The organism is Demequina lutea, assembly GCF_013409005.1.
GTDB lineage: Bacteria > Actinomycetota > Actinomycetes > Actinomycetales > Demequinaceae > Demequina > Demequina lutea.
Genome location: NZ_JACBZO010000001.1, coordinates 1,108,871 through 1,131,314 on the forward strand (window position 1 = coordinate 1,108,871; position 22,444 = coordinate 1,131,314).

The 22,444-nt window shown below is 67.2% G+C and carries 20 protein-coding genes; 14 read left to right on the forward strand and 6 right to left on the reverse strand.

Annotated features, from left to right (window positions below):
- Positions 1-59: 59 nt before the first annotated feature.
- The gene (locus tag BKA03_RS05415) at positions 60-362 is read right to left on the reverse strand and encodes a hypothetical protein (protein WP_238579466.1); all 303 of its coding nucleotides are present in this window, start codon (positions 360-362) and stop codon (positions 60-62) included.
- 233 nt (positions 363-595) lie between these two features.
- On the opposite strand from BKA03_RS05415, the gene BKA03_RS05420 reads away from it, so the two are divergent.
- From BKA03_RS05420 to BKA03_RS05440, 4 genes are all read left to right on the forward strand, one after another.
- Positions 596-1,513, forward strand: a complete 918-nt coding sequence (locus BKA03_RS05420; protein WP_062075941.1) for a DMT family transporter — start codon at positions 596-598, stop codon at positions 1,511-1,513.
- Positions 1,514-1,665: 152 nt separating this feature from the next.
- The gene (locus tag BKA03_RS05425; protein ID WP_083971984.1) at positions 1,666-2,010 is read left to right on the forward strand and encodes a helix-turn-helix domain-containing protein; all 345 of its coding nucleotides are present in this window, start codon (positions 1,666-1,668) and stop codon (positions 2,008-2,010) included.
- Complete coding sequence (locus BKA03_RS05430) at positions 2,007-3,266, forward strand: type II toxin-antitoxin system HipA family toxin (protein WP_062075942.1); 1,260 nt, start codon at positions 2,007-2,009, stop codon at positions 3,264-3,266. Before BKA03_RS05425 ends, BKA03_RS05430 begins: the two co-directional genes overlap by 4 nt.
- A gap of 376 nt (positions 3,267-3,642) precedes the next feature.
- A complete protein-coding gene (locus BKA03_RS05440; protein WP_179397712.1) occupies positions 3,643-5,820 on the forward strand; it encodes an acyltransferase family protein in 2,178 nt (725 codons plus the stop codon).
- 66 nt (positions 5,821-5,886) lie between these two features.
- Here the strand turns inward: BKA03_RS05440 and BKA03_RS05445 are convergent, their stop codons facing one another.
- Together BKA03_RS05445 and BKA03_RS05450 are read right to left on the reverse strand one after the other, a co-directional pair.
- On the reverse strand, positions 5,887-7,179 hold the full coding sequence (locus BKA03_RS05445; protein WP_062075944.1) for a BaiN/RdsA family NAD(P)/FAD-dependent oxidoreductase: 1,293 nt from the start codon (positions 7,177-7,179) through the stop codon (positions 5,887-5,889).
- Positions 7,179-7,637, reverse strand: a complete 459-nt coding sequence (locus tag BKA03_RS05450) for a MarR family winged helix-turn-helix transcriptional regulator (RefSeq protein WP_062075962.1) — start codon at positions 7,635-7,637, stop codon at positions 7,179-7,181. Before BKA03_RS05450 ends, BKA03_RS05445 begins: the two co-directional genes overlap by 1 nt.
- A 147-nt stretch (positions 7,638-7,784) precedes the next feature.
- Here BKA03_RS05450 and BKA03_RS05455 point away from each other — a divergent pair, with 147 nt between their 5' ends.
- The 9 genes from BKA03_RS05455 to BKA03_RS05495 all read left to right on the forward strand — a co-directional run bounded on the left by BKA03_RS05455 (position 7,785) and on the right by BKA03_RS05495 (position 17,007).
- Entirely contained in the window at positions 7,785-8,690 is a 906-nt protein-coding gene (locus BKA03_RS05455) for an alpha/beta hydrolase (protein ID WP_062075963.1), read from the forward strand.
- Positions 8,690-9,679, forward strand: a complete 990-nt coding sequence (locus BKA03_RS05460) for an NADP-dependent oxidoreductase (RefSeq protein ID WP_238579467.1) — start codon at positions 8,690-8,692, stop codon at positions 9,677-9,679. The genes BKA03_RS05455 and BKA03_RS05460 overlap by 1 nt, the downstream gene beginning before the upstream one ends.
- Positions 9,676-10,467 carry an SDR family NAD(P)-dependent oxidoreductase gene (locus BKA03_RS05465; RefSeq protein ID WP_062075945.1) on the forward strand — a complete coding sequence of 264 codons (792 nt, stop codon included), beginning with the start codon at positions 9,676-9,678 and terminating at the stop codon, positions 10,465-10,467. The genes BKA03_RS05460 and BKA03_RS05465 overlap by 4 nt, the downstream gene beginning before the upstream one ends.
- Before the next feature lie 118 nt (positions 10,468-10,585).
- Positions 10,586-10,939 carry an ArsR/SmtB family transcription factor gene (locus BKA03_RS05470; protein ID WP_062075946.1) on the forward strand — a complete coding sequence of 118 codons (354 nt, stop codon included), beginning with the start codon at positions 10,586-10,588 and terminating at the stop codon, positions 10,937-10,939.
- Positions 10,940-10,946: 7 nt separating this feature from the next.
- Positions 10,947-12,164 carry an SLAC1 family transporter gene (locus BKA03_RS05475; protein WP_062075947.1) on the forward strand — a complete coding sequence of 406 codons (1,218 nt, stop codon included), beginning with the start codon at positions 10,947-10,949 and terminating at the stop codon, positions 12,162-12,164.
- Positions 12,165-12,287: 123 nt separating this feature from the next.
- Positions 12,288-13,700 carry a dihydrolipoyl dehydrogenase family protein gene (locus BKA03_RS05480; protein ID WP_062075948.1) on the forward strand — a complete coding sequence of 471 codons (1,413 nt, stop codon included), beginning with the start codon at positions 12,288-12,290 and terminating at the stop codon, positions 13,698-13,700.
- A gap of 109 nt (positions 13,701-13,809) precedes the next feature.
- Positions 13,810-14,403 carry a GNAT family N-acetyltransferase gene (locus BKA03_RS05485; RefSeq protein WP_083971995.1) on the forward strand — a complete coding sequence of 198 codons (594 nt, stop codon included), beginning with the start codon at positions 13,810-13,812 and terminating at the stop codon, positions 14,401-14,403.
- Positions 14,404-14,670: 267 nt separating this feature from the next.
- Positions 14,671-16,197: an HNH endonuclease gene (locus tag BKA03_RS05490; RefSeq protein ID WP_179397713.1), complete on the forward strand. Its 1,527-nt coding sequence runs from the start codon at positions 14,671-14,673 to the stop codon at positions 16,195-16,197.
- Positions 16,198-16,245: 48 nt separating this feature from the next.
- Positions 16,246-17,007: an SGNH/GDSL hydrolase family protein gene (locus tag BKA03_RS05495; RefSeq protein ID WP_238579426.1), complete on the forward strand. Its 762-nt coding sequence runs from the start codon at positions 16,246-16,248 to the stop codon at positions 17,005-17,007.
- Positions 17,008-17,054: 47 nt separating this feature from the next.
- Here the strand turns inward: BKA03_RS05495 and BKA03_RS05500 are convergent, their stop codons facing one another.
- From BKA03_RS05500 to BKA03_RS05510, 3 genes are all read right to left on the reverse strand, one after another.
- Entirely contained in the window at positions 17,055-18,707 is a 1,653-nt protein-coding gene (locus tag BKA03_RS05500; protein ID WP_062075253.1) for an ABC transporter permease, read from the reverse strand.
- Positions 18,704-19,612: an ABC transporter ATP-binding protein gene (locus tag BKA03_RS05505; RefSeq protein ID WP_062075377.1), complete on the reverse strand. Its 909-nt coding sequence runs from the start codon at positions 19,610-19,612 to the stop codon at positions 18,704-18,706. Before BKA03_RS05505 ends, BKA03_RS05500 begins: the two co-directional genes overlap by 4 nt.
- Before the next feature lie 72 nt (positions 19,613-19,684).
- Positions 19,685-20,371, reverse strand: coding sequence for a TetR/AcrR family transcriptional regulator (locus BKA03_RS05510; protein ID WP_062075254.1), 687 nt, complete (start codon positions 20,369-20,371; stop codon positions 19,685-19,687).
- A 397-nt stretch (positions 20,372-20,768) separates the two neighbouring features.
- Between BKA03_RS05510 and BKA03_RS05515 the strand changes: the two genes are divergently transcribed.
- Positions 20,769-22,352 carry an aldehyde dehydrogenase family protein gene (locus BKA03_RS05515; RefSeq protein WP_062075255.1) on the forward strand — a complete coding sequence of 528 codons (1,584 nt, stop codon included), beginning with the start codon at positions 20,769-20,771 and terminating at the stop codon, positions 22,350-22,352.
- The last annotated feature ends 92 nt before the right edge of the window (positions 22,353-22,444 follow it).

Here is a 22,444-nt window from a genome sequence, read left to right on the forward strand (position 1 = left end):
ACCCTGCACCGCTATCCCGGAACGTCGGAAGAGGAGACGGTCCCCTCAAAGAGCCGCCGCTACGCCCCCTGCATGCTCTCCGAAGCTCCAGCGACGACCTGCCCGATTTCACGGCACGAGCGGACGGAGTCGGTCTCGGCCACCTGCTTGAATTCGGCGGCCACCTCGGTGAAGGAGTCGAGCGCAGGGTCGACGCCCACGAGCGTGAAGGGGCGCTGGACGACGCGCAGGTCGAGCCCCCAGACATCCTCGAGGGCGCGTCGCAGCCACGGGCTTGAGTGGTCCCAACCCTCCTTTGGTGAGCCGAGCACGGTGACGAGCGTCGCGGGCTTACCTCGCAGCGCCGTGCTACGAGGATCCATGTAGGCAATGTCGAACCAAGTCTTGAAGTGCTGCGAGACCCCGTAGTTCTACAAGGGCACCGCGAATACGAGTGCGTCGGCCTCGATCATCTCGTCGGCGATCTCCGTTGCCAGGGCGCGCACGGCGTACGGTCCGGCCGGGCAGGTGATCCTCGCGGGGAGGTGCCAGTTCGCGATGAGGCGGCAGGCATGATGCGGTGCCGCGAGTCATACGTCGGCCCCACAATCAATCTATGACGCGACGCGGACTCATCCTGTTCGGCTCCCTGGGCGTGGCCTGGGGCATTCCGTACCTCTTCATCAAGATCGCCGTGGGGGAACTCGCTCCGGAGGTCGTGGTGCTGGCCCGGTCGGCACTTGCGGCCGTGCTCCTGCTTCCCATCGCGGCGTTCCGCCACGAGATCGCGCCGGTGCTGAGGCGCTGGCGGCCGATGCTCGTTTACACGGTGGTCGAGATGGTGATCCCCTGGTATCTGCTCAGTTCCGCCGAGACGAGGCTTCCCAGTTCCACGACGGGTTTGCTCATCGCCGCTGTTCCTCTCGCAGGGATCGCGGTTGCGTGGGCGCTGGGGAAGCCGACGCAATTTCGCGGATGGAACTGGGTAGGCATCGCCGTGGGCATGGCTGGCGTGGGGGCACTCGTCGGCTTCGATGTGCACGGCTCCAACCTGAGCGCGGTGGCCGAGGTGGCGGTGGTGGTCGTCGGTTACGCGTTGGGCCCCGCCGTCCTGGCGCACTGGGTGCCGGAATTGCCGGGCGTGGGTGTGGCCGCGGTGTCTCTCGCCGCGGTGGCCGTCATCTACACACCTGTGGTGGCGCTGCGCGGATCGTGGCCCATTGCGTGGCCTTCCGGAGGGGTGGTGACGTCGATCGTGGTGCTCGCGGTCGTGTGCTCGGCGCTGGCCTTTGTGATGATGATCGCGCTCATCGGGGAGATCGGGCCGGTGCGCAGCACAGCCATCACGTATGTGAATCCGGCGGTGGCGATATTCGCGGGTGTGCTCTTCCTGAGTGAGCGGCTCACCATCTGGAAGGTGCTTGGCCTCGCGCTCGTGCTCGGCGGCTCGGCGCTCGCCACGCGCCACCGGCCCATCCCGGCCGTGCCGCTCGACCCAACTGTTGACGAGGCCCTCGCGGCGACGGGGCGTTAGTCTGATGTTAGTGTCAGAATAGAGGGCTTGACCGCTGGCCAAGAGCGCGCAAGTACGTTAATCTGAGGAAAACGTCAGGATAGGAACGGGAACACCGCACAGACGGTTCAGCATTCGATAAACTGACGAAAACGTCAGATTGGGCATCTTCCATGGTTCTGCAACGTCAGTCCCGTCAGTCGGCGGCCCGTCGCGCCGCGGAGCGCGGGGCACTCGGCGCCATCGTGGCTGCCCGGCGCCAGGAACTGGGCCTGAGTCAAACTGAACTCGGTGACCTCGCGGGGGTTTCCTACCGCATCGTTCATCATCTCGAATCTGGCCGCTCGGACACGTCGCTCAAGCGAGTCGTAGCCGTCCTTGAGACGCTTGGGCTCCACTTGACCATCGAACGCGGCGCGGCTCCCGAGGTGCGCGCAGGTTGCGACATCGCCACGCAGTTCAACCTCGAGGCCGTCACCGCACCACCCGCTGGGCCGCCGAGCCAGGCAGCACCATGAGCGCCGTGTCCGCTGGCGATGAGTCACCGCGCCCGCCAGCCCTCGAGGACCTCAAGACGCTCCAAAGCGCTGAGGTCTTCAAGCAGGGTGCCCTGGCTGGCCACTTGACCCGCAACTCCCATGGCGGGGTGGACTTTGCCTACACGCAGGAATGGGTCGACTGGGGACGGGCACCCGTCGCCACCACGTTGCCCGTCACGGTCGAGCCCGTCGTCACCGCTGCCGGGGCACTACCGCCCTTCTTCTCCGGACTGTTGCCCGAGGGAAGGCGGCTGAGCACACTGAGGCGAGCGACCAAGACCTCCCCAGACGATGAACTGACGCTCCTGCTCGCCGTGGGTGCAGACACGGTCGGGGACGTGCGCGTGGTGGCCGATGGCTGGCAGGACACCCCCGTCGAACCCCACCTGAGCGTCGGCGATTTTTCGGCAGTGCGCTTTGCCGACATTCGTCAGGAACTCACCACCGAGGTGGATCGCGTGGGATTGCCCGGCGTTCAGGACAAGGTGAGTGCCAGGATGATCAACCTCCCCGCCACCGCGGCGGGCGCGAACGTGGTGCTCAAACTCAACCCCCCGGAGCTCAAGCACCTCGTTGACAACGAGGCGTTCTTCCTCAATGCGGCGCGTCTGGCCGGAATTCGCACGGTGGACGCGCGGGTGGTGCACGACGCTGTGGGCGAGCCCGGCCTGGTGGTCACCCGGTTTGACCGCACGGCTGGCACGTCGCCCGGCACGCCCAACGGCGCACGAGCGGTGGAAGACGGATGCCAGGTTCTCGGGCGTTATCCGTCCGCGAAATACGCCGTCACCACCGAGGAGGTGCTGGGCAAGCTTGCCTCGCTGTGCGAAGCGCCCGTGCCCGCCGCCGCAGAGTACCTCGCACAGATCGTCTTCGCATACCTCACAGGCAACGGGGACGCGCACGCCAAGAACTTCTCGATCATCCAAGACCAGACGGGGCGCTGGCAGCCCACCCCCGCATACGACCTTCCCAGCTCACAGCCCTACGGCGACTCCACGTTGGCGCTGTCGCTCGGCGGCCGACGCGACGGCAACATCTCGGGAGCGCACTTCGTGGCGCTTGCGGAACACCTGGGCGTCAGGGCCCGAGCAGCGCGCACCATCATCGGTCGCGTCGCCGACTCCGCCGACATATGGATCGGCGAGCTCGATGCGCTGCCGTTCGACGGGGGAATCCTGCACAAACTCGCCCGCGTGATCCTCCATCGACAGGAGTTGCTCCGGCAAGCCTGAGTCTCGGCCACCGCTGAGGGGGAGAACCGGCCTCGTGACCTTAGCTCGCCGCATCGGCCCCAAGCCACGCCAGTGCGCCCTGCGCCGCGACCATGCCCATGCTGAACCACGTCTGTACTGAACCACGCCTGCAGCAGGTAGCCGCCCGTGGGGGCCTCCCAGTCGAGCATCTCGCCCGCGACGAACGTGCCTGGCAGACGCCGTAGCATGAGGTGCTCGTCTACCTCCGACGACGATGATCCGCCAGAAGCGGTCCCTGCCTCCCGCGGATGCGCGTCGTCGGGCAAGCACCGCTTGAGACCGTCCTTCGGGGCGGTTTTTTGCGTTGGTGGTGGTCGTGCGTCGGCCCGAGATGGCTCATGTCTATAGTGACAGCGTGGACGCGGCGACCGAGACCTCTCCTGGAGACAGCGTGACCACCAGGGCGCGGGGCCGCTTCCGACCCGACGTTGAGGCGCTGCGGGCGCTCGCGATCACCCTGGTGCTGTTGTTCCACGCGGGAGTGACCTTCGTGCCGGGCGGGTTCGTCGGCGTCGACGTGTTCTTCGTGATCTCGGGATTCCTCATCACCGGTCTGCTCGTGCGCGAGCTCGAGGGATCGGGGCGCATTCGCCTCGCCAATTTCTACGCCCGACGCGTCCGCCGGCTCATCCCCGCAGCGGTGACGGTCCTGGCGTTCGTTGCCGTGGTGACATTGCGCTTCTCACCGGGCGGCTATCGGGACGAGTACGGCTCCGACATCTCGTCGGCCGCGGGCTATTGGGCGAACTGGCACTTCGCGGCTCGAGCGGTGAACTACCTGGGATCCCAGTTGGCCCCGTCCCCGGTTCTGCACTATTGGTCGCTCTCGGTCGAAGAGCAGTTCTATGTGGTGTGGCCGGTGCTGCTGGCCCTTGTCGCCGTGGGCGTGCGCCGGTGGTCGTGGCGCATCCGGCCGGCGATGGCCATCGCCCTAGGCGCGGTCGCCGTGCCGTCCTTCGTGTGGAACGTCATGGAAACGGCGTCGAACCAGCCCTTCGCATTCTTCGACACGGGCGCGCGGATGTGGGAACTGTCCCTCGGCGGGTTGGTGGCCATCGGGGCGCCCCTGTGGTCGAAACTGCCGCGACGCGTGCGAATGGTGGGCACCGTCGTGGGGTTGGGCGCCGTCGCGGTCTCGGCCTTGGCCGTGCACGAGGCGATGCCGTGGCCGGGGACGCTCGCGCTCTTGCCGACGGTCGGCACCGCGCTCATCATCGTCTCCGGGTCCGCCGGTACCCACGCTCCGGTGATGACGGGGGCGCTGTGGCGCCCGCTCGTGTGGGTCGGCGGAATGTCCTACTCGCTGTATCTGTGGCACTGGCCCGTCCTGATTGCGGCGAGAGAGATCTGGGGTCCGGGCACCGTCGCCAGGGGGCTTGGGGCCATTGGTGTGGCCTTTGTGCTTGCATGGCTCACGCATCGCTTCATCGAGAACCCGGTGCGATTCTCACCCAGGCTGACGGCGTCGGCCTGGCGTTCGCTCGCGATGGGTCTCGGACTGAGCGTGTGTGGTGTGGCGCTCGGCTTGGTCGTGACGCACCTGAGCCCGTCACTGCAGGCGACGCCGGGTGTGGGTGTCGATCCGACCGCGGCGGGCGCCCCTGCCACCGTCGACCTCACCACCGTTGATCCGACCGCGCCCCTTGGTGCGGCCGTCCTGTGGCCGGACCCGGTCGCGCGATGGGCAGACATCCCGAAGTCAGGGGCCGTCACGCCCGTGCCCGACCCTGGCGTCGCCATCAATGACCGGCCCATCTACAACGACCCCAACTGTCACCTGATCATCGAGTTCAACGAGGTGACGCCCCGCTGGTGCATCGCGGGCGACACTCAGGCATCGCGGCGCATCGTGGTGGTCGGGGACTCGAAGGCGATCCAGTGGTACTCCGCGCTCAACGCGTACGGCTTGAAGAACGGCTGGCGGGTCGAATTCACGTCCAAGGCGAGCTGTCCCTTCTCCGAAGCGACCCTCATCGTCAGGTCGGCGCCATATACCCAGTGTGATGAGTGGAACCGCCTCGTGCTGGCGGGGCTCGACGCGAATCCACCCGACGTCGTCATCACGTCGGGCATCTACGGGATCGCCTCCCCGCTGGGATCCTCCGCCGACGTACCCATGTCCGAGGCCGCGGGCATCGACGGATACACGCTGCGATGGACACACCTCGAGTCCGAAGGCATCCACGTGATCGCACTGCTCGACAACCCGCAGCCGCCGCTCGACATCGACGAATGCGTGTTGCACCACCTCTCGGACCTCGATCAGTGCGCACTGAACCGAAGCTCGGCCGTTGGGGTCAGTGGGGGACCGTCGATGCGCGAGGCGGCCGGCCGCACGCCGGGCGTGAGCGTCATTGACTTCACCGACTACTTCTGTGATGCGACCGTGTGCCCAGCGGTGATCGACAACGTGGTCGTCTACCGCGGCGGCTACCACCTGACCGACTCCTACGTCCGTACGCTCGCGCCGATGCTCGACTGGCAGCTCAACCAGATTCTGGGTACGACGGCGACTGCGACGGCGACACCGTAGGTGTAGCGGCTCGATCGCGCCGATCGCGCCGATCGCGGCAAGGGTGGTCGACGAGGGCGGGGCCCCTTACCCCGCCGCAGCGGCCTCGAGCCACGCCAGCGCACCCCGCGCCGCGACCACGCCCGTGCTGAACGACGCCTGCAGCAGGTAGCCGCCCGTGGGTGCCTCCCAGTCGAGCATCTCGCCCGCGACAAACGTGCCGGGGAGTCGGCGCAACATGAGGTGCTCGTCAACCTCCGACCACGCGATGCCGCCCGCGGTGGAGATCGCCCTGTCGATCGGCATCGTCCCCGTGACTACCACTGGCACCGCCTTGACCAGTGCGGCCATCGCGGCGGCGTCGCCCGGCAACTGGCCGCCGCCCGCTTCCCGTAGCAGTCCGATGGCCGCGGGGTCCAGGCCGATCGCACGACGCAACCAGTTCGACGCCGAGTCCTTCGGCCGGCGGTGCTGCAGGCGCTCGGCGAGCTGGTCGACGGTGAGGTCGGGGCGGAGGTCGACCTCGACGACGCATCGGGCGGCGGTGTTGAGCGCGGCGGCGTCGAGGGCCTCCCGGATGGCGCCGCCGCTCGCGTAGACGGGCCCGCCTTCGATCCCCGTCTTGGTGAGCATCGCGTCGCCGCGCACGGGTGCGTTGAGAGAGGTGCCCCGCGGGCCGCGCACGGTCAGGGACACGTTCTTCAGGGGTGTTCCGGCGAACCTCTCGGCGAAGATCTGGGACCACTCGACCCGGACCCCAACGTTCGCGGCCCGCAGCGGCGTCACCTGCACGCCTAGCTCGGCGAACGGGCCCACCCATCCGCCGTCCGAACCGAGGTGTGGCCACGATGCCCCGCCCAGGGCGAAGATCGTGACGTCGCTCGTGACTTCGGTCGTAACGCCGTCAGCGTCGGTGACGAGGAGAGCGTCGGCGCTGCCAGGGGAGCCGTTGCCGGCGTCGGCTGCCCCGCCTGCCCAGCCCGACCAGAACGTCCGACGCTCGATCCGCACCCCGAGTTCGTCGAGTCGTGCGAGCCACGCGCGGAACAGCGGCGTCGCCCGGAACGCCTCGGGGAACACCCGCCCGCTCGACCCGACGAACGTCGGCTCGCCCAGGCCGGCGCACCACTCGCGCAGGTCGTCGGGGCCGAACGCTACGAGCATCGGCGCAATCCTGTCTGCTGACCTGCCGTACCGCGTGACGAAGCGGTCGCGATCCTCCGAATGCGTGAGGTTCAACCCGCCGTGGCCCGCCAGCAGGAACTTGCGGCCGGGGGACGGCATGCGCTCATGAACCGTCACCGACACCCCTGCCCGCGCCAGCACCTCCGCGGCCATGAGGCCGGCGGGGCCGCCGCCGATGACGCGTGCGGTGGTCATCAGGGCTGGTGGCTGGCATCGTGCGCGCCGCGGGCCGCGGCGGCTAGACGCAGGGTCGCGAGCGAGGTGCCGAGGGTGTCAAGGTTCGCCGCGGGCAAGGGCGCCCTGAAGAAAGCCTCGAGCTCCTCGTCAAAGACGACGCTCGCCGAGGCAAGCAGATCGCGGCCCGCGCCCGTGAGTTCAACGATCGACGAGCGACGATCGGCCGGATTGGCGCGGCGAACGCAGTTGCCTGCCGCCTCGAGTCGATCGACCGCCTGGCTGGTGCCACCCACGGTGATGGCAAGCGCGTTGGCGATATCGATCACCCTGCAGGAGGGCGTGGCGTCAATCACCATCATCAGGTTGACGCTGCCAAGGCTGACTCCGGCGTCCTTCATGAGGCGCGCATCGACCGTGTTCCACAGGATGGTCTCGAACCGCACCAGGTCGTCGAAAACCTTACGCAGATCCACCATGGTCGCCCCTCGAGTCGTGTCGGGAATCATAGCACCAACTAGATCGTCGTTAAGTGACTTGACACTAAGTAGATTAGACGTAATGTAGTGCTTACGCTGGTCCAAGGGACCGGACGAAACCCACTCTTGTCCCCGATGTGGAGCAACATGACTCAGCAGCAACGACTGGCGCTCACCGAGATCTTCAGTCACCTTCCCTTTTCCATCACGGGTGACCCCGTGGAACAGCGGGTCAAGATGGAGGCCGCGTTGACAAGGATTCCCCTTGCTGGTGACGTCACAGTGGCCACGGGGTCGCTCGGGGGAATTCCCGTCCTCATCATTGATTCCCAGGGTGTTGACACGTCCAAGGTGCTCCTTCACTTTCACGGCGGGGTGTACGTCTTGGGCTCAGCCCGCGCTGGCGCGGGGCTTGCCGCCGCCCTCGGTAGGAGCGCGGGAATGAGGGTGATCTCGGTCGACTACAGGCTTGCCCCCGAGAACCCCTATCCGGCGGCGCTAGACGACGCGGTTGCCGCCTACCGCGCGGCGCTCGAGCAAACACCCACCTCGCACCTTGCCGTCTCGGGGGAGTCCGCCGGGGGAGGCCTCGCGACAGCGCTCATGGTTCGCTTGGCGGCCGAGGATCTTCCCCTTCCCGCCGCATCGGTGCTTCTGTCACCATGGGTTGATCTCACGCTGGCGGGCGACACCATGGTCAGCAAGGCGTCGATCGATCCGTCGGTGCTCACCCCCGAGGGCTTGCGCGAGCGTGTTCCCGATTATGTGGGCGACGTTGATCCTGCGACGCCGCTGGTCAGCCCGATTTTCGCCGACCTGACGGGGCTTCCGCCGACGCTCATCCAGGTGGGCTCTCACGAGATCCTGCTTGACGATGCCGTGCGGCTCGCGGGTGTTGCCGCGGCGCACGATGTGAATGTCACCCTTCAGGTGACGCCCAAGGTGCCGCACGTCTTCCAGGCCTTTGCCGCCATCCTGGACGAAGGCAAGGCCGCAGTGGAACAGGTGGGCGCCTTCTTGCGCGCGTACGTTGGAATGGTGAGGAGCGACTGATGGCGACGGTTCGACTGATGGAGACAGCCCAGCAGCGCGCGCGAGCCGTGCGCTTCGATCGTTACGGAGACAGGTCCGTCCTCTACGTCGCGGACGTGCCGATGCCCATTCCGGCGGACGGCGAGGTGCTTGTTTCCATCCGTGCGGCGGCCATCAACCCCGGCGAGACGAGCATTCGCACGGGGGCACTCCATGAGCGCTTTCCCGCGACGTTTCCGTCGGGAGAGGGTACCGACCTCGCGGGGGTCGTCACGGAAGTGGGGGCCGATGTCGTCGACTTCGCCGTCGGAGACGAAGTGCTCGGATTCTCGTGGACGCGATCCAGTCACGCGACGCATGCCGCGGTGCCCGCGAGCCAACTCATCCTCAAGCCGGACTCGCTCGACTGGGAGACGGCGGGTTCGCTGGCCGTCGCGGGTTGCGCGGCGTACGCCGCGGTGCGAGCCGTCGGGGCGCAAGCCGGTGAAACCGTGGCGGTATCGGCCGCGGCCGGAGGAGTGGGAGGCATCGTCGTCCAACTGTTGGCCGCGAAGGGTGTCAGAGTGCTCGGCATCGCCTCGTCCTCGAATGACAAGTGGCTGAGTGATCATGGCGCGATTGCGGTCAACTATGGCGAGCGGCTTGGCGAGCGGCTGCTGGCTCGGGCACCCCAAGGCGTCGACGCGTTCATCGACCTCTTCGGCCCCGAATACGTCGAACTCGCCGCGGCCATCGGCGTCCCGCCCGCCCGGATCGAAACCATCATCGCGTTCGAAAAGGCACGCGAACTGGGGGCCAAGGCGGAAGGAGGTGCGTCGGCGTCCACGAGGGAGGTCCTTGGTGAGTTGGCGTCCCTCGTCACGGCGGGCCAACTACGCATCGACATCGCTGCCACCTATCCGCTCGACGACGTGGCCGACGCCTTCGCCGAACTCGAGCAGCGCCACACTCGCGGAAAGATCGTCCTCCTGCCTTCTCTGCCCGCCCCGTCTTCGCAAGGAACACAATGAACCGCATTGCCCTCGTCACCGGCGCCTCCTCGGGCATCGGTGAGGCCTTCGCCCGGCTCCTCGCAGCGTGCAGCCACGACCTCATCCTCACCGCGCGACGCGGCGACCGCCTGACGGCTCTGGCTGCCGAGTTGGAGCACGCCTACGGCGTCGCGGTCGACGTGGTGGTGGCCGATCTCGGCACTGCCGGCGGGAGGGATGTCGTCGCGGGCGTCGTCGAATCCCAGCCAATTGACCTGCTGGTGAACAACGCGGGGTTCGGCGTCTATGCGCCCGTCGCGGAGACCGACCCTGCCGTGCTCGACGCCATGATTCAGCTCAACGTGCTCGCCGTGATGCACCTCACCCGCGCGGCATTGCCCGGAATGCTTGAGCGACGCAGTGGCTCTGTCATTAACGTCGCGTCGGGGCTGGCCTTCGACCCCACTGCCACGCGTGCCACGTACAGCGGCACCAAGGCCTTCGTGGTGAACTTCACGCGCGCCATCGATGAGGAGGTTCGCGAGCAGGGCATTCGTGTTCAGGTGCTGATTCCCGGACTGATTCGCACGGAGTTCCACGACACCTCCGGAACGGAGATTGGCGCCATCCCCGCGGGTTGGCTCATGGACCCCACCGACCTCGCGGCCGCCTCCCTGACGGGCCTCGAACGCGGTGAGGTGGTATGCGTGCCAGCTCTTCCGGACGCAGGCAAGGTGGCAGCCGCGCTCGATCTTCAGGCAGCGCTTACCAGGGAGCTCGTGAGGTTCGGCGCCTCCGCGAATCGCTACCGGGAGACCACGAACTAGGCATCCGGCCGGGCGTGTGTCTCACCCGCGCCGGGTGCCTCTCTCCACGCCCCCACGCTCGCCTGAGGGGGACCTTTGTCCCGCGAGACCGGGTCGCGCCTGTGGCTATAGTTCAAATGTGATTGATTCAAAAACTGTTGAAGCGACTAATGCCGTCAGTGGCCCCATCGAGGTGCTGCAGGCGATAGCCGACCCGGTGCGCTGGACGGTCCTTGACCTGCTTGCCGAGGCGCCGCGGTGCGTGTGCAAGCTGCAGGACCAGATCCCGATCGCGGGCAACCTATTGAGCTACCACCTCAAGGTGCTGCGCGAGGCCGGGTTGATCACGTCAGTGCGGCGCGGCCGATGGATCGACTACTCGCTCGCCGACGATGCCCGAGAGCGGATGCTTGCCACGTTGCCAGGTGCGGGTGCCCCCGCGTCGACCGATACCCGCCGATCCGATACCCGCCGAACCCTCACCGAAAGCTGAGACGCACATGACCGACAACGCGACACGAGAACCCGTCCCTGACTCCTCCGTGAGTCCGGCCAGCCCGGAAGGACAGCCGATCGCAAACGGACAGCCCGCCGCGGCCACACCGCTGATTTCGACCACCCAGCCCGCCGCGCCCGTCGGCCTCACGCCCAACCAGACTAGGCTGCGCACTCTGCACCCAGGCTGGTTTGCCTCCGTGATGGGCACCGCCATCGTCGCCGTGGCCACATACGACAACCCCGGCAACATCACCGCACTGCGCGGCGCCGCCCACGGCATCGGCGCTGGGGTAGCGGTCCTGGCCTACGCGTTGGGCATCGTGCTGACCGTCGCTTACCTGGCCCGTTGGGTCCGCCACACCGACGCCGCCCGCGCCGACCTGCGCCACCCGATCATGGGTGCGATGCACGCGACGGTGCCCGCGGGTCTGCTCGTCCTGGCCGTCATGACCTCCGTCGTCGGCCCGGAACTGTTCCCCGCGACAGCGGTGACGGCGATCATCGCCACCCTCGCCATCGTCGGCGTCACCCTGGGCCTGATCGTCAGCGTGGCCTTCGCCTACACGCTCTTCACGAGTGAGCACCCTATCGCCGCGGTCAACGGCGGGTGGTTCATTCCCCCTGTCGTCACGATCATCATCCCGATGGCGCTGACGCCGCTCATGCCCCACGTGGGGGCTGGCACCGCGCGGCTGCTCCTCGCGCTGGGTTACGCGACCTTCGGCATGGGCTTCCTGCTGTTCGTGTTCACGATGAGCCTGCTCCACGACCGCCTCGTGCTCCACCCCCTGCCGCCCGCAGCGCTCGCCCCGACGGTATGGATCGGGTTGGGGCCGGTCGGCGTCGGGACGCTCGTGGCCTTGGGGCTCGCCCACGCCGGGCAGTCCATGTTTGGCGCCTCTGGCGCGACGATCTCCATCATCAGCCTGCTGTTCGCGACCGCCGTGTGGGGCTTCGGCGCGTGGTGGCTGGCGATCGCGGTCGCCCTGCTCGTGCGGTACCTGCGTGCCGGCGGGCTGCCGTTCCACCTGGGCTGGTGGGCCTTCACCTTCCCGCTCGGGGCCTTCACCGTGTCGACGTTGGCCCTCGCTCGCTCCTGGGATGCACCCGTGCTCGAAGCGATCGCGGCGCTGTTGTACCTGGCCCTTGTCGGGTTCTGGGCCGTCGTCGCTGTGCGGACGGCTGCGGCGACGCGCACGGGCAAGATCTGGCTGCGCTGACCTCGACGGAGGGCAGCCCGCCCGCTGAGCCCGCCCGCTGACCCCGACAGGGGCCCCACTGACCACGGCAGGGCCCCACTGCGCACGGCCACCGCGACTTACAAGAGAATCGAAAGGAAGTGCATGATGACAACGAATGATCACGTCGACGTACTGGTGATCGGTGGCGGCCCTGGCGGTACCCCTGCGGCGATGGCGCTTGGCCGTGCAGGCAAGCACGTCATGCTGGTCGAGGCCGGACGTGGTCTCGGCGGCACGTGCCTCTTTGAGGGGTGCATCCCCTCGAAGATTTTCCGCGAGACCGCGGCCAGGCGGCACGAGATCGTCCGCGCAGGGGAGTTCGGCCTGCGACTCGGGAGCTCCGACCTGCCCGGCATCGACTGGGCCGCGGTCCAGAGCCGTCGCGACCGCATCCTGTCCGGCCGGGCGCAAGGCGCATTGGCCCACACCGAGGCGATGCCCTCGCTCGATGTCGTCTTCGGCAGGGCACGACTGACAGGTGCCCGCACCGCGCTCGTCGAGACGCCGGACATGCAGCGCACCGTCACGTTCGACCGCGCGATTCTTGCCACTGGTTCCGTGCCAGCCTCCTTGCCGATCCCTGGTGCGGAACTCCCAGGCGTAATCGACTCCACGCAACTCATAGAGATCGACGCAATCCCGCGCTCGATGGTGCTGATTGGGGCGGGGCCCATCGGCGTCGAGATGGCGCAGATCTTCGCGATGCTGGGCACTCGCGTGACCATCCTGGAAGTCGCGGACCGCATCCTCGGACCGGTCGATGCCGTTCTCGCCGGGCGGCTAGAGAAGCGCCTGGTCCAGGACGGGATTGAGGTCCACACCAAGGCGACCGTCGCCTCCATCACCGGGGACCGGGGCTCTCACGTGACGACCTTCTCCGTCGGCGGCAAGGAGATGACGGCTGAGACCGAGGTGGTAGCCATCGTCGCCGGTAGGCGCCCCAATGTCGCGGGCCTTGGCCTGGAGAACACCCAGGTTCTCAGCGACAAGAACGGAGTCATCGTCGATGACACACTGCAGACCGGTGAGCCGGGCATCTACGCCACCGGCGACCTGCTCGGCAACCCGATGTTCGCCCACTGGGCCACCGCCCAGGCTCTTGCGGTGGCACGCCACCTGCTGGGCGCACCCGTCGAGTTCCCGCGGCCGGAGCACAACAGTGCGGTGATCTTCTCCTACCCCGAGATTGGCATGGTGGGATTGACGGAGGAGGCCGCCCGCGCGGGAGGCCTGGATGTGGGCGTCTCCGAATATGACTACAAGGGCGACGCCCGCGCTCAGATCAGCGGTGACGCCGATGGTCTGCTGCGCATCGTCTACGCGCCCGACTCGCGCCGGGTCCTCGGTGTTCATGTGCTTGTAGAGGGCGCCGCCGACCTGATGGGCGAGGCGGCGCTCGCTGTCAGGGTCGGCTCGACAGTTGAGGACCTGGCGAGCACCATCCACCCGCACCCGACCCTCACCGAGGCCTTCGGGCTTGCCGCGCTCGCGGTTGGCGGCCGTAGGCGGGAGTGACGCTGGCGGCCGGGCGGCGCGAGTTGGGCCAGCACCGCTTGAGACCGCCCTTCGGGGTGGTCTTTCGCGTTTCTGGACGTGGTGGCTGCGAAGGTGGCACGCTCGACCCATGAAGCCGACCGCATCGCCATCCGATCTGTCCGATCTGTCCGATCTGTCCGCATCCGACCCGTCCGCCGATTCTCTTCACGTCACTCTCGCGCCGATGGACGAGCAGGGCATCGAGCTCTTCGAGCGGGCTCTCCTTTCTTCGGCGGGCACCGGCGAGTTTCAGTGGTTTGGGTTTACAAGCGCCGCCCACCTGCGCGCGCGGCTGGCCGAGGACGGCTTTCTCTCGCCCGGCGGCGGCGGCGGCATGCTGGCGATCCTGTGGGACGAGCGCCACGTCGGAAGGGTCGAGTGGTCTGCCAGGAGTTGGGGCAGGCCCGCAACCTCGTCGTGTTGGGAAATTGCGATTGGCATCGGCGCCGAGCACCGGGGTCAGGGCATCGGCTCCACCGCGCAGGACCTGCTCGCGCGGTACCTTTTCGAGCACACGCGCGCCGAGCGGGTCCAGGCCAGCACGGACGTCGAGAACCTCGCTGAACGTCGCGCGCTGATCAAGGCGGGTTTCCAGGAAGAGGGGACCGTGCGCCGGGCCCAGTGGCGCGCGGGCGAGTGGCACGACATGGTGCTGTACTCGCGGTTGCGCGAACTCGGCTGACGGGGCCACCGCCCGCCCCTGCGCTCGCGCGTGGTGGCTTGATCTGTACCGGTTTTGGGCTTGTCCTGTTGCGTGGTGGCTTGATCTGTACCGTTCGGGGTGGTGTTCCTCAGCCCGCACCCGCACCCGCACCCGCACCCGCACCCGCACCCGCACCCGCACCCCGCCAGCCGGACTCGCGTCGTCCCCGGGACGTGTGTTGGTGGTGTCTCCACAGGGTGTTGTGCCTGGTAGGTGGTTGTCTGACCCTGCTGGTTGACTGTTCTTGTGGCCATCGACGCGGCGGAAATTTCCAGGGTGAGTGCCCTGGTGGGTGTGCTCGCGCGCCGTGACGTGTCGGACCTTCCGGATGCTGCTTTCTTGGAGGCGCACGAGGAGATGGGCCGGCTCGAGCGGTTGGTTGGGACGTGGGGGGCGCGTTTCGCGGGTGATGTCGCGCGCAGGTCCGCCCCCGACCTGCCAGGTGGTGGTTTGGCACGAAGGCAGGGTTTCGGCAACGCGGGGGCGATGGTTGCCCGGGTGACGGGTGGGACGACCGCGGGTGCGATGCGCTCCATTGAGGCAGGGCTCGCGCTCATGCCGGCGGTGGTGTTGGTTGCGTCGCCCGATGGGTCCTTACCCACCCAGTCCACCACCCCACCTGCGCCCCGCTATCCCGCGGTGGCACAGGCCGCCCACGCGGGTGATCTGGCCGTTGATGCGGCGGGGTTGATCACCGCAGGGCTGGAAACTCTTGCGGAACGGGTGCCGAGTGAACGGTTGCAGGAGTTGGAGCGTCGCCTGGTGGACCGGGCGGTGCATTTGGCGGTGCATGAGGTGCGGCGCCTGGTCGCCCACGCGGTGGCACACGCTGACCTTGCCGGTCATGAACAGCGTGAACGCCGTCAGCATGAGGAGCGGTTCCTGGCGTGGAAGGAAGACCACACCGGGATGGTCACCTTCACCGGCAAACTCGACGCCGTCACAGCAGCACCCATTCGTACCGTGATCGAACAAATCGTCACCCATCAGTTCCGTGCCAGGCGTGACCAAGACCCGTCGCAGCGTGATCAGCGCACGCCAGATTTGAGAACTGTGGGTCAGATGCGGGCCGATGCCTTGTTTGAGGTCTGTCGGCACGCGTTGGGCTGCAAGGAAACGGACCGGTCGGGGATCCGCACCACCATCATCGTGCGGATGAGCCTGCGCGACCGCGACACGGGGACCGGTTTGGGCAGTATTGACGGCACCAACCAACCCGTCTCAGTAGGTCAGCTGCGCCGTCTCGCGGGGGATGCGGGCATCATTGCCGAAGTGTTGGGCGGCGAGAGTGAGGTACTCGACCTGGGCCGCAGAGTCAGGCTCTTCACACCGGCACAAAGACTCGCGTTACTCGAACGCGACGGCGGGTGCGCCAAATGTCATGCCCCACCCGAACACTGCGAAGCCCACCACATCCACTGGTGGGAAAGAGGCGGTCGCACAGACCTGTCAAACGGGGTAATGCTTTGCACCAGATGCCACCACGACATCCACCGCCAAGGCTGGAACATTCAAGTGGAACACGGGCGGGTCAACTTCATCCCACCACCCCACATCGACCCCACATGCAGACCCAGACCAGGAGGACTCGCCGCAATCACCATCGACATCGAGGACCTTAAACCCGGCGACCCGCCGTTCGACCGCGCACTGGACAACCACGCTCTGGACAACCATGCACTGGACAACCATGCACTGGACAACCATGCACTGGACAACCATGCACTGGACAACCACGCCTGGAACGATCCCGCCGGGGACTACGCCGCCTGACATGGCGGTTCGCGGGTCCGCTTCATCGCCGCACGTAAACTGGCACGCGTGACTATTCGCATCGTGTCTATAGGCGACAGCTTCGCCGAGGGTATGAACGACTACCTTCCCGACGGCACCGAAGTGGGCTGGGCGGACAGGGTCGCCGCGGGCCTGGCGGCCGCTCACGCCGACCAAGAGGTCTGGTACGCCAACCTCGCGATACGCGGCCGCAGGATCGAGTCCATCGTCGTCGAGCAACTCGACGCCGCGCTAGCGCTCGAACCACCGCCAACGCACCTCACCTTCAACGGCGGGGGCAACGACATGCTGCGCCCCGGATTCTCCGACGAACGCATGATCGAGCTTACCTCCAGGGTGCTCGATCACTGCGCCGCCATGGGGGTCTTCCTGGTGATCGTGACCGGCGCCGATCCCTCGGACAAGCTGCCCGCAGCGAAGCGCATGCGCCGGTTGGGGACTCGCCTCACGCAGATTGTCGAGGGTCTCATCGCAGGTCGCGAGGGCGTCGTGTTCGTGGACAACTTGCATGACGTAGAGGGGCGCAGGGGGGCGTATTGGTCGGAAGACCGCCTTCACCTCGGCAGCCTTGGTCACGAGTGGATCGCGAGCCGCGTCCTTACCGCCATGGGCGTGCCCACGCAGGCCCCTGTCGTGACCGATGCCGACGCGCCCCCGGGCGGTCTCGTGGGGGAGTTGCGCTACTGGCGCGCGTACGTGCTGCCGTGGATGGGACGAAGGCTCACCGGCCGCTCGTCGGGCGACGGGCGCGCACCGAAATTCGCGACATGGACTCTGATCAAGCCCTAGGGATCACCGTGGCGGAGCGAGCGACGGCCTAGCCGGGCCGCGACGGTTTAGCCGGGCCTGACGTCGCGGCGTGCGAATCGGTCGAGCCCCGTCCACATCAGGCCGCCAGCTATCACCGTCATGATGATCACGGGTGTCCACGACATCGGCTCGAGCGGCATATATGGCACCGCCGAGAAGGGCAGCGCGTCGAGCAGCCACTTGGGAAGGCCGAGGACCTCGCCGAGCATCGTCGCGAACCACATAGCCGCCATCGCGCCCCACGTGACCGGAATCGCCACCGAGGGAGCCCAGCCGAAGAGCGCCACCGCCAGACCCACCAGGATCATGACGGCGGGCCAGTACGCCAGCGCCGCGCCGGCCATCGTGATGGCCTGCGAGGAGTCGCCGGAAATCGAGCCATACACCGCGCCGAGCAGGCCCCCTCCAATGAGAAGTAGCACCACCGACCCGACGACGGGAATGAGCAGTCGCTCAAGCGCCCACCTGGTGCGCGAGAGCGCCCCCGCGAGTTGGGTTTCGACGATTCCGGTCGCCTCGTCCGTTCGCAGCGACACCGCCGACTGCGTGGCAAAGGCCGCGGTGATGAGTCCGATCATCCCCGCGAGCATGGCAAGAAGCGCCTCGGCGCCGACGCCGCGCATCAGGTTCGCCATGGCACCCGCCGCGTCGGCCATGAAGGTGTTCATGGCGTCGATGATCGAGCCGAAGAGCAACGCGGCGAGGACGACGCCGATCGTCCAGCCGATGATCGGGCCGCGCTGGAGGCGCAGGCCGAGTCCGAGCGGTGAGGCCATGCGAGCCGGCGCGTCGGCGGGGCCGGAACGTTCGGCCAGCAGGCCGGAGCCGTGGTCGCGCCGGGCCTCGATGAGGGCGGCGATCGCCAGCAGTGCCGCCGCGAGGGCGACGAGTAGCGCGAGGGGCCACCACCGGTTGCCCGCGTAGGGCTGCATCTGCTGACCCCAACCGATCGGCGATGCCCACGACAGGACGCCGTTTCCCAGGTCGCCCACCATGCGCAGCACGTAGAAGCCGATGATGACGGTGGACGCGAGTGCGTTGGCTCCGCGCGAGGTCGAGGCAAGCTGCCCGGCGACGGCTCCCACGCCTAGGCCCACCAGGCCCACACCCGCGATCGAGGCCCCGAAGATGAGCGAACCCGCGATCCCCGTGCCCTGGGGATCAAGCCCGTTCGACGCGGAGCCGAGCGCGATGCCGGCGCCCACCGCGATGCACAGCAGCCCGTACACCAGCCAGGCGGCAGTCGCGTACGCATGCAGGCCGAGCATCCTTGACCGAAGCAATTCGGTGCGTCCCGCCTCCTCGTCGGCCCTGCCGCTGCGAGTCACCAGGAACGCGGCGCCGAGCGCCAGGCTCACCGCAATTGTCATCCAGCCCTTGGTCCAGACCGCGCCGCCGAGCGTGTTCGCGGCGGCAGAAAGTCCCGTCATGGCCTTAATATCAGGAGTGTTGGAGACCACTGCGAAGTCGTTCAACGACTGCTGGGTGGGGAACAGCGTGTGGTAGTAGGAGGCGATGTAGGAGAACATCCCCACCAGGACGACGAACCAGACGAGCAGCCGCACCCGGCTGCGGCGCAAGACGAGGCGCACCATCGTGGGAAGGCCCGCGAGGGCATCGGAAGGACGGCGGCTACCTAAAGGCGCAGCGACCACCGTGGCGGGAAGCGTGGCGGTCATTTCTGGTCGCCGCCCGCCAGCGCGGCCAGTTCATTGCCGTAGTGGCGCAGGAACAGGGCCTCGAGCGACGGCGGGTTCGCCACGAGCGAGCGTGGGCCCAATTTCGCGACGGCGGCGAGTACCGCTGGCATGGCCGCATCATCGACGGCGAAGGTTGCTCGCCCATCGACCACCACGAAGTCGTGGACGCCCGGCAGCGACGCGAGGCTCGCGGCCCCGCTGTCGACCACGGTCGTTACCTGGGTGCGCGTAAGGTGGCGCAGCTCGGCGATGGTGCCCGATTCGACGGTCGCGCCGTCGCGAATGATCGTCACCCTGTCGGCGAGCCGCTCCACCTCGGCGAAGATGTGGCTCGAGAGCAGTACGGACTTCCCGGCGGCCTTCACCTCACGGATCGACTCGGTGAACGCGGCCTCCATGAGGGGGTCGAGCCCACTCGTTGGCTCGTCGAGCAGCAGCAGCTCGGCGTCCGATGCGAGCGCGGCGACAAGGGCCACCTTCTGCCTGTTGCCCTTGGAGTACGTCCTTGCCTTCTTGGTCGGGTCCAGCTCAAAGCGGTCGAGCATGAGCTTCTTGCGCTTGGGGTCGAGCGAGCCGGAGAGCCGCACCAGGATGTCGATGGCCTCACCGCCCGTGAGGTTGGGCCAAAGCGTGACGTCCCCTGGTACGTAGGCGATGCGCCGATGGAGCGCGACGGCATCGGCCCACGGGTCGCCGCCCAAGAGCGACGCGCGACCGCCGTCGGCCCTGAGCAGGCCGAGCAGCACGCGGATGGTGGTGGTCTTTCCCGAGCCGTTGGGGCCGAGAAAACCGGTCACTTGGCCCGTCGGGACCGGGAGATCGAGCCCGCGGAGGGCGTGAACTGAGCCAAAGTTCTTGACGAGGCCCTCGACCTCGATGGCCATGGTGCTGCGTGAAGGATTGCTGGACATGGTGTGCTTTCGTGTGGCTAAGAGTGGGTGGATGGGGCCTTGACGTCACGCGGTGACGGCGTCGGCGGGTACATCCTCCCGGGGCGGGTCTCCCACGTAGTCGAGGTAGTCGTCCAGCATCTGGCGTGTGGTGAGCATGCCTTCCGTGAAGATTTCGAGCATCGGCAGCATCTGGTCGCGCTGGCTCGCGAGCGCCGCGGCCACGAACTCATCGGGCGTGGCGTCTGGCATCGTCAGCAACTCGACAAGCAGGGCGCCAATGGACTGGAAAATGAGGTAGCGCAACCGCGCCTCGTCGTCGCGAGAGGGGCGCACGAGTCCCGCCTCGACGCTGGCCCGCATTGCCTCCCTCGCCTCGTCGACCAGATGCTCAAGGAACTCCCGCGCGGCGCGACCGCCCGCGTGGACGGCACGCAGAATGTAGACGAGGAGCGGCGCCGCAATGCTCGGGTCCGCGACGTAGTGCAGAAGAGAGCCGCTGGGGTTCGCTACGCCGTCCGTCTTGATCGCCTGGTAGCGGCGAAGTACCTCGGCGTCGCACTCGGAGCGCAGGGCTGCCTTGGAACCAAAGTGGTGCGTGATGAGGCCGGGGGAGACGCCCGCGCTCTTCGCGATGGTCGTGAAGGATGCGCCAAAGCCCTGGGAGGCAAAGCAGGCGATCGCGGCCTCACGAATCCGTGCGCGCGCGGTGAGGTCCGAATCCGGGGCGGCGACAGCCGGGGTTATATGCACAACCAATAGCCTATATGTGCAACTAGTCGGTTGTCGAGCGTGCGGCGCGGCGGCCAGTTGCACATCGACCCTGTGGGCGGCGCGCGGTGTTGGCGCATGCGCCCTGGACGCGGGCGCGTGTCTTGAAAACCCGGTGCTGAACACCCATGCCCCGTGACCAAGGTCCCGGGCATTCATTCCGGGGTAGGCGTGTCATGGAGAGGTGAGCGGCAACGGGGCCGGCACAAAGAACGTGGCGCAGACGGGCAAAATCCGTCCCACCGGGTCCTAGATGTTTCAGCCTCTTTTGCAGGCATGTACCCATCACGGTTCGATCTTCACTTCTATGCCGTGCGGGCGCACGGCGCCCGTTCGTGCGTGTCCCGCGCGCGATCGGATAGCCAACGAAAGAAGGCGCATGTTGAGCACCACTACGGAGACCAACACCACAGTCGGCGGCCCCGGACCCAAGACGGGAACCGTCTACACCCGCCCCGGCCAGCCTGGGAGTCTCGTCACCCTCAAGTCCCGGTACGACAACTTCATCGGCGGCGAGTGGGTTGCCCCAAGCACCGGTGACTATGGCGAGGACCTCGCCCCCGCCACCGGCCAGCCCTTCGCGGAGTACGCCAGATCCGGCGTGGCGGACATCGACAAGGCCGTCGCAGCCGCCAACAAGGCGTTCCCAGCGTGGGCCCGTACCTCAACGACCGAGCGAGCCGCCGTCCTGAACCGGATCGCCGACCGGATCGAGATCCACCTGGAGGAAATCGCGGTTCTGGAGGCCTGGGAGAACGGCAAGCCGGTGCGCGAGACCCTCGGTGCCGACATCCCGCTCGCCGTGGACCACTTCCGCTATTTCGCCGCGGCCATCCGCACTCAGGAAGGCAACATCAAGAAATTGACGGACCAATTGGTGTCGTATCACTTCTACGAGCCGCTCGGCGCCGTTGCCCAGATCATCCCGTGGAACTTCCCGATCCTGATGGCGGCGTGGAAGTTGGCGCCAGCCCTCGCCGCGGGTGACACGGTGGTGCTGAAGCCAGCATCGGCCACTCCGGTGTCGATCCTGTATGTGATGGATCTGATCCAGGACCTGCTTCCCGCGGGTGTCGTGAATGTGGTCAATGGGGCTGGCGCGAAACTGGGCAAGGCGCTCGTGGAGCATTCGGGCATTTCCAAGGTGGCGTTCACCGGCTCCACGGCCACCGGCCGCCAGATCATGCAGTATGCGATCAAGAACATCATCCCGTCCACGATGGAGTTGGGAGGAAAGTCACCGAACGTCTTCTTTGAGGACGTGGCCAGGGAGAAGGACGGCTACTACCGCAAGGCCGTCGAGGGCTTCGTGCTCTTCGCTTTCAACAAGGGCGAGGTGTGCTCGTGCCCGTCGCGGGCTCTGCTGCAGCGGCCGCTGATGTCCGGATTCCTGGACGACGCAATCGACCGCGTCAAGCGCATCAAGGTCGGCGACCCGCTGGACACCACCACGGAGATGGGTCCGCAGAACAGTACCGAACAGATCAAGAAGATCTCGGGCTACCTCGCCCTTGGTCCTCAGGAGGGGGCCACGGTGCTGGCGGGTGGCGAGCGCGCCGAGATGCCGGGCGATCTGGCCGGCGGCTACTTCGTTCAGCCGACGGTGATGGTCGCCGAGAACGATATGCGGGTGTGCCAGGAGGAGATCTTCGGTCCCGTCCTCACCGTGGTGCCGTTCGACACCTACGACCAGGCCATCTCGATCGCCAACGACACGGAATACGGGCTCGGCTCGGCGGTATGGAGCCGTGACGAGCACCTCACCTTCGAGGCGAGTCAGGACATCCACGCCGGAAGGGTGTGGGTGAACACGTACCACGCGTACCCCGCGGGCGCAGCGTTCGGCGGTTACAAGGCGTCTGGCTACGGCCGGGAGACGGACCAGTCGGCGCTGCACAACTACCAACAGGTAAAGAACGTGCTGGTGAACCACGTGAACGAGCCGCTCGGGTTCTTCGCGTAAGGGGGCGCCCGCTCGGCTCGCGGAACGGGGCGTGATTCGGGGGCCGTCGATGTTGATGTCGACGGCCCCCGAACTCGCCTGTCGTGACCGTT

Bases quoted from the DNA above. Each gene is read 5' to 3' on its own strand.
- BKA03_RS05415 (WP_238579466.1), bottom strand. From the start codon at position 362: ATGGATCCTCGTAGCACGGCGCTGCGAGGTAAGCCCGCGACGCTCGTC.
- BKA03_RS05420 (WP_062075941.1), top strand. From the start codon at position 596: ATGACGCGACGCGGACTCATCCTGTTCGGCTCCCTGGGCGTGGCCTGG.
- BKA03_RS05425 (WP_083971984.1), top strand. From the start codon at position 1,666: ATGGTTCTGCAACGTCAGTCCCGTCAGTCGGCGGCCCGTCGCGCCGCG.
- BKA03_RS05430 (WP_062075942.1), top strand. From the start codon at position 2,007: ATGAGCGCCGTGTCCGCTGGCGATGAGTCACCGCGCCCGCCAGCCCTC.
- BKA03_RS05445 (WP_062075944.1), bottom strand. From the start codon at position 7,179: ATGACCACCGCACGCGTCATCGGCGGCGGCCCCGCCGGCCTCATGGCC.
- BKA03_RS05450 (WP_062075962.1), bottom strand. From the start codon at position 7,637: ATGGTGGATCTGCGTAAGGTTTTCGACGACCTGGTGCGGTTCGAGACC.
- BKA03_RS05455 (WP_062075963.1), top strand. From the start codon at position 7,785: ATGACTCAGCAGCAACGACTGGCGCTCACCGAGATCTTCAGTCACCTT.
- BKA03_RS05460 (WP_238579467.1), top strand. From the start codon at position 8,690: ATGGCGACGGTTCGACTGATGGAGACAGCCCAGCAGCGCGCGCGAGCC.
- BKA03_RS05465 (WP_062075945.1), top strand. From the start codon at position 9,676: ATGAACCGCATTGCCCTCGTCACCGGCGCCTCCTCGGGCATCGGTGAG.
- BKA03_RS05475 (WP_062075947.1), top strand. From the start codon at position 10,947: ATGACCGACAACGCGACACGAGAACCCGTCCCTGACTCCTCCGTGAGT.
- BKA03_RS05480 (WP_062075948.1), top strand. From the start codon at position 12,288: ATGATGACAACGAATGATCACGTCGACGTACTGGTGATCGGTGGCGGC.
- BKA03_RS05485 (WP_083971995.1), top strand. From the start codon at position 13,810: ATGAAGCCGACCGCATCGCCATCCGATCTGTCCGATCTGTCCGATCTG.
- BKA03_RS05500 (WP_062075253.1), bottom strand. From the start codon at position 18,707: ATGACCGCCACGCTTCCCGCCACGGTGGTCGCTGCGCCTTTAGGTAGC.
- BKA03_RS05505 (WP_062075377.1), bottom strand. From the start codon at position 19,612: ATGGCCATCGAGGTCGAGGGCCTCGTCAAGAACTTTGGCTCAGTTCAC.
- BKA03_RS05515 (WP_062075255.1), top strand. From the start codon at position 20,769: ATGTTGAGCACCACTACGGAGACCAACACCACAGTCGGCGGCCCCGGA.